The sequence below is a fragment of the Bacillus sp. LBA3-1-1.1 genome (assembly GCF_040676495.1).
Taxonomy (GTDB): domain Bacteria; phylum Bacillota; class Bacilli; order Bacillales; family Bacillaceae_G; genus Bacillus_A; species Bacillus_A nitratireducens.
Genome location: NZ_JBEGIB010000012.1, coordinates 425,430 through 439,890, shown reverse-complemented (window position 1 = coordinate 439,890; position 14,461 = coordinate 425,430). Strand labels below are relative to the sequence as shown.

Below are 14,461 nucleotides of genomic sequence, written 5' to 3'. Positions count from 1 at the left end.
CTCCAAAATTAATACGCTCTTTACTGAATTATACTATACTCATTTTCATTTTATATGCTGATGTAAAATATATTTACAACATAAAAAAGCTAGCGATGCTAGCTTTCTTTATAATCCAATATGTTCTTCCTTATTTACAGTAATCCCTTTATGATCGATTTCAAGCTCACATACTTTCATAGCTGTAAATACTCTCGCTAATTGCTCCGCAATTTCTTGTCGCTTCTCATATGGAGTTAATATAAAAATGGATGGTCCCGCACCGCTAAGCGCTGTGCCATATGCTCCGAATTCTTTTGCACATTTACGAATTGATGGTAATAACGGTACAAGTTCTAAACGATACGGCTCGTGAAAATGATCTCTCTCCATCATTTCACCTACAACTTCCCACTTCTTTTGACAAAACGCAGCTACTAATACGTTACTTATCGCACTAGCCTTAACTGCTTCATGAAATGGAAACATCTCCGGTAATACAGATCGACTCTCGTCCGTATTTAGCTCTTCATTCGGAATAAGAGAAATTACGCCTAATTCCTTACTTTCAATCCTTACGACAGAAACATTCTTTCCATCCAGTGCTCCGATTACAGTTCCACCTAATATAGAAGCAGCAACATTATCTGGATGTCCTTCAAAATTTGTTGCAATTTGAACTTTCTGATCAGTTGTTAAGTTCAAATTTCCAAGCTGATTCGCAAGCTCTATTCCTGCTACAATTGCTGATGCACTACTTCCTAGACCTCTTGTCAGCGGAATATTACTAGTAACTTCTATTATATAGGGTGATAAAGAAGGACACACTTTACATGCCGTGCTAACAATTAAATTTTTATCGTCTGTTGGAATTGAATCTTCAAAGGAATGGATTACTTGCCATTTATCTGCTTCCGCCTTTACCACCACATCTAAATATAATGACAATGCTATTCCTACTGAATCAAATCCAGGTCCGACATTCGCTGTACTAGCAGGGACACGTACTCTCAATGGTATCACGACATAATCACCCCTTTAATATGATCTTTAATTTGCTCTATATCATTTGACACACTTGCAATATCAAATTTATTAGAAGAAATTGCGATATCAGGATCTTTCAAACCGTTTCCAGTTAAAACTGCAACAACTGTTTCTCCCTTTTTGATTTTTCCAGATTGCACATGTTTAATGACGCCCGCTAATGAAGCATTTGATCCTGGCTCTGCAAAAACTCCTTCAGTTTTTGCTAACAATCTATACGCATGTAATATTTCTTCATCTGACACCATATCTATTTCACCATGAGACTGCTCGGCAGCCTCTACTGCATACGACCAACTCGCTGGGTTACCAATACGAATCGCTGTTGCAATCGTTTCAGGTTCTTCAATTACATGCCCTTTTACAATTGCAGCTGCTCCTTCGGCTTCAAAGCCGTGAATTCTTGGTTTTTTATAACCCTTTTCTTTTTCATATTCACAGAATCCTCTCCAGTATGCTGTTATGTTCCCTGCGTTCCCAACAGGAATAGCTAGAACATCTGGTGCATTTTCCAACTGGTCACAAATTTCAAATGCTGCTGTTTTTTGCCCTTCAATTCGGTAAGGATTTACTGAGTTTACTAATGTAATCGGCTCTTCTGCAGCAATATTTCTTACAGCCTTAAGTGCATCATCGAAATTCCCTTCTATTGAAATGATCTCCGCTCCATAAGCAACTGCTTGCGCTAATTTCCCATGCGCAATCTTTCCTTCTGGTATTACGATAATACATTTCATTCCGAGGCGTGCCGCGTATGCGGCAGCTGATGCTGATGTATTACCTGTAGATGCACAAATGATAGCCTCTGAACCTTCTTCTTTCGCCTTTGCAACTGCCATTACCATACCACGGTCTTTAAAAGAACCTGTTGGATTCGCTCCTTCATATTTTCCGTATAACTGAATCCCTAATTGTTTTGATATATTTAATAATGGAATCAGGGGTGTATTCCCTTCCATTAAGCTGACATCAGGTGTGTTTTCATTCACCGGTAAATAAGAAGCGTACTGTTTTAATAGTCCTTTATACATATTGTTTTTCCTCCTCAATAATGTAGTAACTGTTTATTTCACTTGCGACATCTTCTATCGCTCCTAAAACTTGTTCGAATTGATATTTTGAAGTTTGATGCGTCACAACTACTACTTCTGCATGCTCACGATTTAATGGTAATTGGATTACCTCTTTTAAACTAACAGAGTAATTAACGAAACATTCCGTTATTTCACGCAACATTCCAGGTTCATCTCGTAATGAAATACGTAAGAAATATTTCGAAACCACTTCTTCATCTCCTTGTAATTCATACGGTTCTGGTTCTTTTAACGCACTTTTATTTTTCGGAACTTGATTCATATTTTTAACGATTGAAATGATGTCACTTACTACAGCAGAACCAGTTGGTAACTTCCCAGCTCCAGGTCCGTAAAACATCACTTCTCCTACCGCTTGACCGTGAACATACACCGCATTAAATTCATTATTCACATTCGATAGCGGATGATGACGTGGTAATAAAGTCGGTTCTACACTTAAGTGAATGGATGATCCTTGTTTTTCAGCTTTACCAATTAATTTCATTGTAAATCCTAATTTTTCGGCCATCTCTAAATCTTCTTTTTCAACCTTTCGAATACCTCTAACTTGAACATCATCTAAAGAAACATTCATCGAAAAACCTAAGTTTGCAAGAATTGCTACCTTTCTCGCAGCGTCTAGTCCATCTACATCCGCTGTCGGATCTGATTCTGCAAACCCTAATTTTTGCGCTTCCTGTAAAGCCTCTTCATACGACCATCCATTTTGACTCATCTTTGTTAACATATAATTTGTTGTTCCATTTACGATTCCCATTATTTTTTCAATTTGATCTGAAGCTAGCCCGTCTGATAATCCTCTTAATATTGGAATCCCACCGGCTACACTCGCTTCGTAACATAGGTCACATTCATTTTTATTTGCCAGTTGCAGGAGCTCCGCACCATATACAGCCATTAAATCTTTATTTGCTGTTACGACATGTTTCTTACTTTGCAAAGCCTTCACAATATGCTCTTTCGCTTCTTCAATTCCGCCCATTACCTCTACTACAATATCAATATTTGAATCATTTAGAACTTCATCGACATTACTTGTTACTACGATTCCATCGATACAAACATCACGTTCTTTTTCCAAATCACGTACAACGACTGTCTTTACCTTTACTTCATATCCTGTATCAAGAGTGATTTTTTTATAATGTTCTTTCAAAATATGGACAACACCACTTCCGACAGTACCTAATCCTAATACCCCAACATTAATAACGTTATTCATCTTCTAATCTCCTCCTAAATAGTTTAATTGTTACACCTATGAATCACCTTACTCTGCTTTTTAATCATGCAGGTGGTGGTTATTTCCGTACGTACTAAACGCTTCATGTTACCGCACCTCCTTTCAAAGTGATAAAAAAAACACACTCATCCCTAGGAAAGGGACGAATGTGTTTTCGTGGTTCCACCCTTGTTCCAATCTAGACTTATTTCCTTCTAGATTGCTCAAGTTCAGATAACGGCTGATACCGTCAATAATTACTAGATTACTCGTTCACTATTGAAGTTCAAAGGTGGTAAGATCATTTTTCGTGTTAGGAAGCTCACAGCCTTGGCTTCCCTCTCTGTAAACCGTAAAAATGTTCTCATGTCCTTATCGTTACTTTTTCGCTCATGTTTATTTGTTAACTCATTATACTCGCATAAAAAACAAAATCAATACTATTTTTTAATTATTTTAAATTTTCAATCTTAAAAACTATAAAAAAACACACTCATCCCTAGGAAAGGGACGAATGTGTTTTCGTGGTTCCACCCTTGTTCCAATCTAGACTTATTTCCTTCTAGATTGCTCAAGTTCAGATAACGGCTGATACCGTCAATAATTACTAGATTACTCGTTCACTATTGAAGTTCAAAGGTGGTAAAATCATTTCTCGTGTTAGGAAGCTCACACCCTTGGCTTCCCTCTCTGTAAACCGTAAAAATGATTTCATGTCCTTATCGTTACTTTTTCGTTCATGTCTATTTGTTAACTTATTATAATTATCAACTTTTTAAAAAGCAAGCCTATTTTTCTTCACAATTTTTAAGAATATGAATAATTATATTTTAAAATAACAAATCATCTAATACAGATTTATTCTCTTGCACATATATTCATCACATACAAATTAACAATATTCATAGTTAAAGTCTCACTCTAAAACGTTTAGAGTTTCATACTTCAACACTATATTTAAAAAATAATTTTTAATACAATCTTTCCTTATAACTTTCTTCTAAAGAACGTGCAACTTCCTCTTCTGAAGCATTCACTTTCGCATGCTCCATTAACATTTTCGCCGCTGAGGGTAGCTCTTTTTTATTTAACCATGACTCTGGATCCCACATTTTTGAACGAAGAAAAGCTTTTGCACAGTGAATATAGCATTCTTCTATTTCAACAACAATTCCAAGTAAAGGTTTTTTTCCATTTGCCTGCATTTCTTTCAAAATTTCTTCATCGTTTGTAATTTGTGCTCGGCCGTTTATTCTCAAGGACTCCCCGAGACCAGGAATGAAAAAGATTAATCCTACGTGCGGATTCGAAATAATATTTAAAATAGAGTCTATACGACGATTACCTGGTCTTTCTGGGATGATAATTTTATTTTCATTTAATACATATACAAATCCAGGTGCGTCTCCCCTCGGCGAAGCATCACACTCTCCGAATTTATTTGCAGTAGATAATACTAGAAAAGGCGATTTAGACAGAAAATCTACACAATGATGATCAAGTGATGAAATAACTTTTTTCAAAGCCCGTTCACTTGGTTGTCCCAATATTTGTCGTAATTCTTCCTCAGTTGAAATTATTGATTTTATTTCCTTATTCTCTATCTTCACTAATAATCACTCCTTTTTCTTTATTTTCCCAAAATTCAATACAAATATTGTATAATAAAATTCGCAGAAAGGGGAATTAAAATGACAGAGTGGTTAACAATATTTGATCCTGAAAGAAATACACTTGGAAAGAAATTACGTGATGACGTGCATCGTGACGGTGATTGGCACGAAACATTTCATTGCTGGTTTGTAGAAAAAGATGCTGAGGATATGTTCTTATATTTCCAATTACGCTCTAAAAATAAAAAAGACGCTCCGAGTATATGGGATATTACTTCAGCTGGACATATTATGCATGATGAAGAAGTAGAAATTGGCGGTCTTCGTGAAATTGAAGAGGAATTAGGGCTTTCCTTTCAAACTACTGATTTAGCATACAAAGGTATCTTTAAAATAGATTATGAACTTTCAAATCTTACTGATCGTGAGTTTTGTCATATGTATTTTCACAATGTAATAAAGCCACTTCCGTTTGCACCAGGTGAAGAAGTAGACGATGTGATGAAAGTACATGCAACTTCTTTTCTACAACTATTAAAAAGAGATATTTCATCTATAACGACTATTTCTCTTTTAAACAGTAAACAGATAACGATAACATTTGAAGATATTTATCCATATGACCTTGAATACTATGAATTTGTTGTCGAACAAGGAAAAGAATTGCTAAAAAATAATAGTTTGTAAATAAAATAGGACTCCCAGCTTATATTGCCTGGGAGTCCTATTTTATTTATCATTATTGTTCAAGTGTCTTCAATCTTTTCTCTACTCGCATAAATAAGCGAATGATTAACAATAGCATGACAGCCATAATCACCGCTGTTGTATGAGGATATCTAAACAATATACTAATAGCACTTCCAATTAACATCATAATGTATCCATTCTTTTTCATCACTTCTGCACTATACTTGTTACCCGCATCCCATAATTCTTTATTTTTCATAGATCGTTTCGTCCGGTAACCATATGCTGCGTTAATATCCGTCGGTGGATTCTTTTGAAGAATACGTGCGGCAAGTATAAATATAATACCGATTAACATGCTTATTCCTATGTTTACTAGTGCATACATCAATTATATCCACCCCCTAACTTACACCTTCATTATACTATACAACTTTTAAAATTCCAATTATTAACATTCTCATTTTCTCTCTTTAGATGTCTGGAACATACTTGGAAGTGTTACAAAACGTGCCCCTTTCGTTTTTAACTGTGGAATGATTTTGTCTAGCGCATCTACAGATCCTTGCAAGTGTCCACCTGGAGTTGAATGCTGAAGTATGACACTACCTGGAAATGAATTCCCTAACACATTATTTGTAATCGTGTCAGCACTTACACCTTTCCAATCAACCGTATCAACACTCCACTGTACAATCATAAAATTTTGCTCTGTCGCCCACTTCAATTGATTTTCAAGTATTTCACCATATGGTGGACGTATAAATTTCGGTGCATAACCAGCTAAACGATTTAATATTTCTTCCGTTTTTATAATTTGATTACGGTACTCAGCCTCATTTACTTTCGCTAAATTCGGATGATTGTACGTATGATTACCAATTACATGCCCTTCATTCGCGATACGCTTTACTACATTCGGAAACTTTTCTGCATTTTCACCAAGTAGGAAAAAAGTAGCTTTTACATTATGTTTTTTTAACTTATCTAATATTTTTGGTGTAAATAATAAATCTGGTCCATCATCAAATGTAAGAGCAACTTCCGCTTTATTGTAAGGACCTGAAAATGCATATGCATATTTTTCGACCCATGAAAATGGTGTCCATGATCCCCTCTCCTCTTCTTTCATTTGTATTTCATAATTTTGAGGAACATGTAATGCGTATGGCAATGAACTTATATAGTCTCCATAATAAAATGAGTTATATGGCATATAAGCATACGAAACATTTCGCTCTAACCCCCATTGATATGGAACGAACATTTCTGGCGAATAAAAATAATACATGATAAAAACCTCCCTAAAGTTTCATATGTGATTCATCTGTACTTTGTTAGAGAAATTGTTATTCATGAACAAAAATAAGACTGTCCGTAATTAGGACAGTCCTGCTGCTTTATATTATTAATAAATCGATGTAATATCTTTCGGCAAAGCTTTCACATGTTTTAAATAACTCGTCACTTTGTCATCATCATCTTGCGGATATTGATATCCATATGTGTTAGCAATTTCATTCGCAACTTCCCTAAATAAATCACCCATTACAAAGAATGACTGCCATAAATTTTCATATTCTGCATTTGAAAAGGTCCTTTTAAATTGCTCCCACATATCTTTTTCAATATATTGCTCGAAATGCTTTCCAAACTTCCCTACATTAACTGTAAAGTCTGTTTTCATACCAATATGCCATTCTAGCATTACGATGAACATATCCCGTACAGGGCCTTCAAGCATTCCTTTCGCATAAGAAAGTTCCTCGCGCCACAATCCTTTTCCTACATTTGTACTGCACCACCAAAATTCATTACAGCAATCTAAAAACTCTTTTTCTGTAGGCTTTTTTATTAAATAATCCCTATCGCTTGCTGGTGGAAATTCATCCATACAATCATCTTTATCAAGAAGCAGTTTACTTAAACTATCTTGCCCAACGAATATATCTATCAAATCAACTGGAACTAACGTTAAATCAATCCGGTTCCCATCCATGAACTGCATTAAATACGGAAATTTCCCGTCTTCATCTGCTGGAAGTAACGTCATTTCTTCTGGCATTTGGACAATCATTATTTCTCCAAATCTACGTATCCAATTATGATTAGACGTAAAAGATTGGATATCTTTTACAACATAAATAATATCATAATCTTGGAAACAGTCTTTTTTCACATTTGGATTTACACGTGATCCATTCATGATGACTGCTCGAATTCTTTTATCCTCTTTTGCTGTATTTATAATTAAGTCTAGCATTTCTTTTTCAGTTCTCATCTATTTCTAACCTCCAGTTTTTTTATATAAACTTATATTGTTAAGTATGTTGGAGGTCCACGAGCTAACTGTATTGCACACAATACACGTTATAATTTTTGAAACTTCCTTTTCATCCTTTTTGCCTCCTTACATCACTCTTTTACAACTGCTATTACAAATCCATCATACCCTTTACTTCCGACAATTTAAAGCGCTGTAGCACTTACACGCGGCTCAGCAGCTATGAGCTCATAGAAACGGCGTATCCCTTGTACACGAGGGTCGTTACTAGTATTGTCCATAACTTCTCCTTCACGTACTACGTTATCCCCAATAATTACAGTACCAGGGCGTGATAGTTTCAGTGCCCATTCAAAATAAGCAGGATTATCTTGTTTATCAGCATCTATGAAAATAAAATCAAATGGTTCATACTTCTCATTTTCTATTTGTTTTAAAGAATCTAACGCTAATCCTAATCGTATTTCAACTCTATCATTCAAATTGGCACGCTCAATATTGCTACGTGCAATTTCAGCATGCTTTTCACTTGCTTCTAATGTAACAATTTGCCCTCCAGATGGCAATCCTCTTGCAAGCCATATAGTGCTATATCCGCCTAGAGTGCCAATTTCTAAAATGTTACGAGCTCCTTGGATTTGTACTAATAGTTGTAAAAACTTCCCTTGAGTTGGCGATACATCATGCGCCGGCAAATTAGCTGAAGCATTTGCTTGAAGAACTTCTTCTAATGTAGAATCTTTCGGTATTAATACATCACTCATAAATTGATCAACAGCCGTCCATTTCTCAATCGTACTCATGGAAATACCATCCCCTTCAATTTTTTAATGCTTTTCTACCATTCACGTTTGATTATACAGAAAATTCCATTTCATACACAAAAAATAAAGAAGGGATACCCACTCCATTACAGAATAGATGTCCCTTCTTTGTATTTTATATTTATCCCTTACGGATTAGTAGACCAAAGTCCTGCTGATTTAATAAATGTACGTTTATTTAATTTCAGCTGCGCTACGATAAACTCTGCAATATCTTCCGCTTGCATTACTTTATCAGGGTTTCCATCAGTTAATCCTAAGTCTACAGCCATGTCAGTTGCTACTGTACTTGGAGTTAAAGCTGTTACACGAATTTTATGTTTGCGAACTTCCATCGCTAACGATTCTGTTAAGCCAAGAACACCAAATTTAGAAGCACTGTATGCACTCGTTACTGGTGCACCTTTTTGTCCTGCTGTAGATGAAATGTTAATAATATCACCAGATTGTTGTTCAATCATGCTTGGTAAAGCTGCACGAGTTGCATAGTATACACCCATTAAGTTTACTTGAATGATTTTTTCCCAATCAGCAACATCTAGTTCTAAAAACTTACCGAACTTAGAAATACCAGCGTTATTAATTAAAATATCGATAGATCCTAATCCAGCTTTTAACGTTTCAATTGCAGTCGTTACTTCTTCATATGAAGATACATCCGCAGTCGCAATAACAGCTTTTACACCTTCTGCTTCCACTTCTTTCGCAACTGCTTTTAAGTTTTCTTCTGAACGAGCTAAAAGACCTACATTTACGCCTTCTTTCGCTAATGCGATCGCTACAGCACGACCAATCCCTCTACCTGCTCCTGTAATTAAAGCATTTTTGCCTTGTAATAATTCTGCCAAGTGTAACACTCCTTAATCATCTCAGTTGTTTATTATATTAAAAGTGTATCTATGTTTATGAAAAAAGGCAATGATGCACTTTCATGTGCGTAGGTTACTTATAGGTAACTATAGTAATGGTAAATGCATTTTCAAAGAAAAATAGTGTTAGAAGGTCTCCTCCTAACACTATTTTTCTTCATGATTTGGAATACGCACAATAAATTTTGTACCATTCCCTTCCTCACTCTCGACTTTTATTTCTCCTTGATGAAGGTCGAGTACTTTTTTTACAATCGCTAAACCTAAGCCACTTCCTCCATAAGCACGGTTTCGTGAAGAATCCACTTTATAAAAACGCTCAAAAACATGTTGCTTCTGTTCTTCTGATATACCAATTCCCGTGTCCCGAATACTTACTTCTAGGAATTCCTTATGTTCTTTTAACTGAATTGTAATCATACCACCACTTGGAGTAAACTTAATACTGTTATGAATTAAATTTATCCACACTTGACTCATACTTTCTTGGTCCGCAGTAATTTGCACTTTCTCTAAATCAAGGTCTAACTCAATTTCTTTTTCAGCCCACAGCGGTTCACTATTTAATACAACTTGCTTTAACTGTTGATCTAATCGATAAGTCACTCTTTCTGGTACATACTCTTCTGATTCTAAAAGTGTTAGCTTTAATAGATTTTGACTTAGTTTAGATAATCTCGTTGTTTCCGTTTCAATAATGGTAAGATAATGCTTTCTTTTTTCCTCAGAAAGATTATTATCTTGCAGCGCTCTAGCAAACCCTTTTATAGAAGTTAATGGTGACTGTATTTCATGAGAAACATTCGATACAAATTCCTGGCGCAGTTTCTCCATCGCGTTCAGTTCATCTGTCATATCATTTATACTCTTTACGAGTACACCAATTTCTCCATCATACTTTTCTTCATTTCGTATTTTTACAGAGAAATCCCCTTTTGCAATTTTTTGTATCGGTTCAATAATAGTCCAAATCATCGCCTCTCGCTTCGGTCTCATTAAAATTCCGATTAATGTCCAAATAAGAACAATAAAAACAAAGCCAACCATATCACTAATTAGAAAAGTAATAAAAGGCGATACGTTTATTTCCAGAGCTTTCATGACACTTGACGATACAAAAAAGGCTATAGACCAAATTATAGTAAGAAAAGTAAAGAGCGCTACTATCGCCCCCATTACTTTTAACATCTTCATCTTACTCATTCTTTCTCTTTTTCTCATTTACTTACCTCTAAGCGATACCCTAAGCCCCTTATCGTCCTTATACTAAACTTCGATAACTCTTCTTGAAACTTTTCACGCAACCGATTAATATGAACGTCTAGCGTGCGTTCATTCCCTTCAAAATCATATCCCCATACGTCTTCTATTAATTGCTCTCTTGAACAAGTTCTTCCCGCCTTAGATCCTAATGTAAAAAGCAATTCAAATTCTTTTAATGGCAACGTCACCTTTTGTTCTCCGGCGTTAACTTCAAATGTATTACGATTTAACAGTACATTCCCAACTTGAATAGATTGCGATACTGTAATTTGATAACGTTTCAACAATGCCTTCACTCTTACAACTAATTCTAAAGGATCAAATGGTTTTACAAGATAATCATCTGTTCCGAGGTGAAACCCTTTTATCTTTTGAGATGTTTCACCTTTAGCAGTTAACATAAGAATCGGCATATCATAGTATTTTCTTAATTCATAACATAAATCAAATCCATCCATATTTGGCATCATAATATCAAGAATCGCCATATCAACTTTCACTTCTTCTATTCTTCGAAGGGCATCTAATCCATCAACGGCTTCATATGTTTGAAAACCTTCTTTTTCCAAAAATACAGAAACAAGTTCTCTAATATGCGGATCATCATCTACAATTAAAATTTTGGGTATCAAGGAATCATCTCCTTTCTGCTTAACATACTTTTTAGCACTCTAAAATTAACAATCAGTGAAGTGCCCCCTCACTGATTGTTTTCATTCTATAATGCTCCTTCTTTAATTTTCAATTGTTGCATTGCAAATTCACGGTACATGTCATGTGTCCGTAATAACTCATCATGTGAGCCACTTCCTGTAAGATTCCCTTTTTCAATAAAGATAATTTTATCTGCATCTACAACAGTAGAAAGTCTATGTGCGATAACTAAAGTCGTTCTACCTTTCATTAAGTTATTTAACGCCTTCTGAACAACTGATTCCGATTTACTATCAAGACTTGAAGTCGCTTCATCTAACATAAGGATTTGCGGATTTCGTAGTAACGCTCGAGCAATCGCAATTCGTTGTCTTTGCCCTCCAGAAAGCTTCACACCACGCTCTCCAACTTCTGTTGCGTATCCGCTTGGTAAATCATGAATAAACGCATCAACATACGCCATCGCTGCCACTTTTTCAATTTCTTCATCCGTCACATCATTCTCAACACCGTAGCAAATATTATCACGAATCGTTCCATCAATTAATGGACTATCTTGTGAAACGTAACCAATTTGACGTCGCCATGACTGTAATGAATAGGCCGTAATTGGTTCTTCTCCTAATTTTATTACACCATTAGTCGGCTCATAAAAACGTTCTAATAGCGAGAATAAAGTTGTTTTCCCACTACCACTTGGTCCTACAATCGCTGTTACTTTTCCAGATTCAATCGTGAAATCGATATTTTTCAATACTTTCTCATCTTCGTTATACTCAAAATTCACATTTTCAATAACGATCGACTGCTTTGCATTTGTGACTTTCACACCAGTTTCATGGTCTTCTACTTCATATTCTAGAATCGTATTAATTCTTTCAGTTGCACCAATTGCCTTTTGGAATTGTGTGAAAAACATAGATAATTGACTCATTGGCATTATAATTTGAACTAAATATAAAATAAACGCTACAAGTTCCCCTGTTGTTAATGCGCCACTAGAAACTCGCATTCCACCATACCCTACGATAATAACAAGCAACGTCATTAAAACAAACGACATAACTGGTGAAATTAACGCTTGCACTTTTCCTTCTTTCAAACCAAATTGCAATAACTTTTGGATACCTGTATTACCTGTTTCATATTCTCTTTTTTCCGTATTTGAAGATTTCACTAAACGAATTTCTGATAACACCTGTGTTAACACACTTGTAAAAGAAGCTGTTTCATCCTGAAGTGCTTTTGAAATCTTATACATTTTTCGTCCAAGTGGCACTAAAATTAGTACAGATAATGGAATAACCGTTAAAAGTAATGCTGTCATTTTCCAATCTAAAACAAATAATACAATTAACGATCCAACAATTGAGATACCGCCTGTTAATAAGTTTGACAAATGCTCAGAAATTAATGTTTTAACAACACCTGTATCATTTGTCATACGACTAATTGTATCTCCAGTTCTATTTTGATCATAATAAGACACTGGTAAAATAAGTACCTTTTTCCACAATCGTTCTCTAAGTCCAGCTACAATTTTTTGTCCAATATAATTCAGTAAATAAATTGACAATCCTGCAGCAATTGTTTGCATTATAAAGAATGCGACTAACGCAACAATTTGTCCTGTACTAATTGAAGAAATCGAGAAATTATCAACTAATCCTTTTGTTAACATCGGAATAAACAAACTCGCTCCAGTAGAAAGTAAACTCATTAATAATGCAAAAATAAGAATGCCTTTCGGTGGATTTGTATCTTGAATAAGACGTAAAAACTGCCTCCAATTTCCTTTTTTCTTTTCTGTATTCCCAACTTCCATTGTCGTTCATCTCCTCGTTTTCAACAAAACTATGATTTCTAAAAATAGAATACGATATAAATGTAAACTGAATGTAAACACACTTTTTCTATTTTTACAAAATATACATATAAACTCATCTTTACAACAGATATAAATATCTGATATTATTACCTGGTACTTAATATTATTCTATGCAAATGCTAGACTACGCATAGAATATTTATAACCGATTTTCTTAATTAGCCAATTTAAAATACTAAATAAATCTCCAGTTACTGAAAGGAGTATCCTTTTTGCAAACAAATAAACACTCTGAAAAGGAAACAATCATTTTTATTCATGGATTAGTTGGAAATCGCCGTGCCTTCAAAAAAGAGCATAAACGATTTTCTGCATCCTACAACATTATAACTTATGACTTATTAGGCCACGGAGATGATAAAGGAGAGGCTATCGACTTTTCAATACAGCGCCTCGTAGATCAATTGTTGAACTTGTATGAAAAAGAGAGTATTAAAAAAGCTCATATTTGCGCTCTCAGCTACGGCTGTTATATCTCTACGACATTTGCGCAAATGCATCCTGAAAAAGTATTAAGCATTTGTCATATTGGTGGACATTATAATAATCCTTCCCGTTTATATAATGTTTTTCAGAAATTTTGGGAAAAGCGCGGGGATGAATATTCAGCTTGGCTTTCTCAGTATGCAAATACTATTTTCCCAAGTGGGATATTAAAGGCTAACCCATTCGCTGTAATTTCAAGAAATATTTATTACCGTTTCGGATTACAATTACACTCTTCCATTATCGCTGAGTCATTACGACATCGCTTAGAATTCGACTTGAAATCTAAATTAAAAGCACTTCCTCATCCTATATTATGGGTGATGGGAGAACATGATCATCTCTATAAATCTTGTCTCTTTGATTTAAAGTCCATTCTTCCGAACGTTTTATATAAAGAAATTCCATTAGCAGGTCATGCAGCAAACTTATTCCGCCCAAACTATTTTCATGATTTATATGCTAAGTTTTTGCATGGAAAATTGAAATAAATACTACTATACTTCTAGTTTATATAACTATGAAAAAGGCTTCCCAAGTTTCCC

At 35.0% G+C, this 14,461-nt stretch carries 14 protein-coding genes and 2 other annotated features; of the genes, 2 read left to right on the top strand and 12 right to left on the bottom strand.

Features of this window, described 5'->3' with window-relative positions; all coding sequences use genetic code 11:
- Positions 1-108 precede the first annotated feature (108 nt).
- The 4 genes from thrB to MRBLBA3_RS13195 form a co-directional block, all read right to left on the bottom strand.
- Positions 109-1,002, bottom strand: coding sequence for a homoserine kinase (gene thrB, locus MRBLBA3_RS13210; protein WP_000612652.1), 894 nt, complete (start codon positions 1,000-1,002; stop codon positions 109-111).
- Entirely contained in the window at positions 999-2,057 is a 1,059-nt protein-coding gene (gene thrC, locus MRBLBA3_RS13205) for a threonine synthase (protein WP_363381590.1), read from the bottom strand. Before thrC ends, thrB begins: the two co-directional genes overlap by 4 nt.
- Complete coding sequence (locus tag MRBLBA3_RS13200) at positions 2,050-3,345, bottom strand: homoserine dehydrogenase (protein WP_001066916.1); 1,296 nt, start codon at positions 3,343-3,345, stop codon at positions 2,050-2,052. Before MRBLBA3_RS13200 ends, thrC begins: the two co-directional genes overlap by 8 nt.
- A gap of 156 nt (positions 3,346-3,501) precedes the next feature.
- Positions 3,502-3,733, bottom strand: a binding site (T-box leader).
- Between the two features lie 115 nt (positions 3,734-3,848).
- Positions 3,849-4,080, bottom strand: a binding site (T-box leader).
- A gap of 236 nt (positions 4,081-4,316) precedes the next feature.
- On the bottom strand, positions 4,317-4,955 hold the full coding sequence (locus MRBLBA3_RS13195) for a pyridoxamine 5'-phosphate oxidase family protein (protein ID WP_098219068.1): 639 nt from the start codon (positions 4,953-4,955) through the stop codon (positions 4,317-4,319).
- A gap of 81 nt (positions 4,956-5,036) precedes the next feature.
- Between MRBLBA3_RS13195 and MRBLBA3_RS13190 the strand changes: the two genes are divergently transcribed.
- A complete protein-coding gene (locus MRBLBA3_RS13190) occupies positions 5,037-5,645 on the top strand; it encodes an NUDIX hydrolase (protein ID WP_000141347.1) in 609 nt (202 codons plus the stop codon).
- Between the two features lie 52 nt (positions 5,646-5,697).
- On the opposite strand, the gene MRBLBA3_RS13185 is transcribed toward MRBLBA3_RS13190, so the two are convergent.
- From MRBLBA3_RS13185 to MRBLBA3_RS13150, 8 genes are all read right to left on the bottom strand, one after another.
- Complete coding sequence (locus MRBLBA3_RS13185; RefSeq protein ID WP_139265904.1) at positions 5,698-6,036, bottom strand: SdpI family protein; 339 nt, start codon at positions 6,034-6,036, stop codon at positions 5,698-5,700.
- A 72-nt stretch (positions 6,037-6,108) separates the two neighbouring features.
- Positions 6,109-6,939 (bottom strand): peptidoglycan-N-acetylglucosamine deacetylase, encoded by an 831-nt coding sequence (locus tag MRBLBA3_RS13180; RefSeq protein ID WP_000291213.1) that lies wholly within the window; start codon positions 6,937-6,939, stop codon positions 6,109-6,111.
- A gap of 117 nt (positions 6,940-7,056) precedes the next feature.
- Entirely contained in the window at positions 7,057-7,929 is an 873-nt protein-coding gene (locus tag MRBLBA3_RS13175) for an aminoglycoside 6-adenylyltransferase (protein ID WP_363381586.1), read from the bottom strand.
- 188 nt (positions 7,930-8,117) lie between these two features.
- A complete protein-coding gene (locus MRBLBA3_RS13170; RefSeq protein WP_363381585.1) occupies positions 8,118-8,735 on the bottom strand; it encodes an O-methyltransferase in 618 nt (205 codons plus the stop codon).
- A 149-nt stretch (positions 8,736-8,884) separates the two neighbouring features.
- Entirely contained in the window at positions 8,885-9,604 is a 720-nt protein-coding gene (locus MRBLBA3_RS13165) for a 3-ketoacyl-ACP reductase (RefSeq protein ID WP_363381583.1), read from the bottom strand.
- 168 nt (positions 9,605-9,772) lie between these two features.
- The gene (gene hitS / locus MRBLBA3_RS13160) at positions 9,773-10,846 is read right to left on the bottom strand and encodes an envelope stress sensor histidine kinase HitS (RefSeq protein WP_363381581.1); all 1,074 of its coding nucleotides are present in this window, start codon (positions 10,844-10,846) and stop codon (positions 9,773-9,775) included.
- Positions 10,843-11,520, bottom strand: a complete 678-nt coding sequence (gene hitR, locus MRBLBA3_RS13155; protein ID WP_363381579.1) for an envelope stress response regulator transcription factor HitR — start codon at positions 11,518-11,520, stop codon at positions 10,843-10,845. The genes hitS and hitR overlap by 4 nt, the downstream gene beginning before the upstream one ends.
- Before the next feature lie 86 nt (positions 11,521-11,606).
- The gene (locus MRBLBA3_RS13150; RefSeq protein WP_363381577.1) at positions 11,607-13,367 is read right to left on the bottom strand and encodes an ABC transporter ATP-binding protein; all 1,761 of its coding nucleotides are present in this window, start codon (positions 13,365-13,367) and stop codon (positions 11,607-11,609) included.
- Positions 13,368-13,642: 275 nt separating this feature from the next.
- Here MRBLBA3_RS13150 and MRBLBA3_RS13145 point away from each other — a divergent pair, with 275 nt between their 5' ends.
- Positions 13,643-14,407 (top strand): alpha/beta fold hydrolase, encoded by a 765-nt coding sequence (locus MRBLBA3_RS13145; protein ID WP_328023046.1) that lies wholly within the window; start codon positions 13,643-13,645, stop codon positions 14,405-14,407.
- The last annotated feature ends 54 nt before the right edge of the window (positions 14,408-14,461 follow it).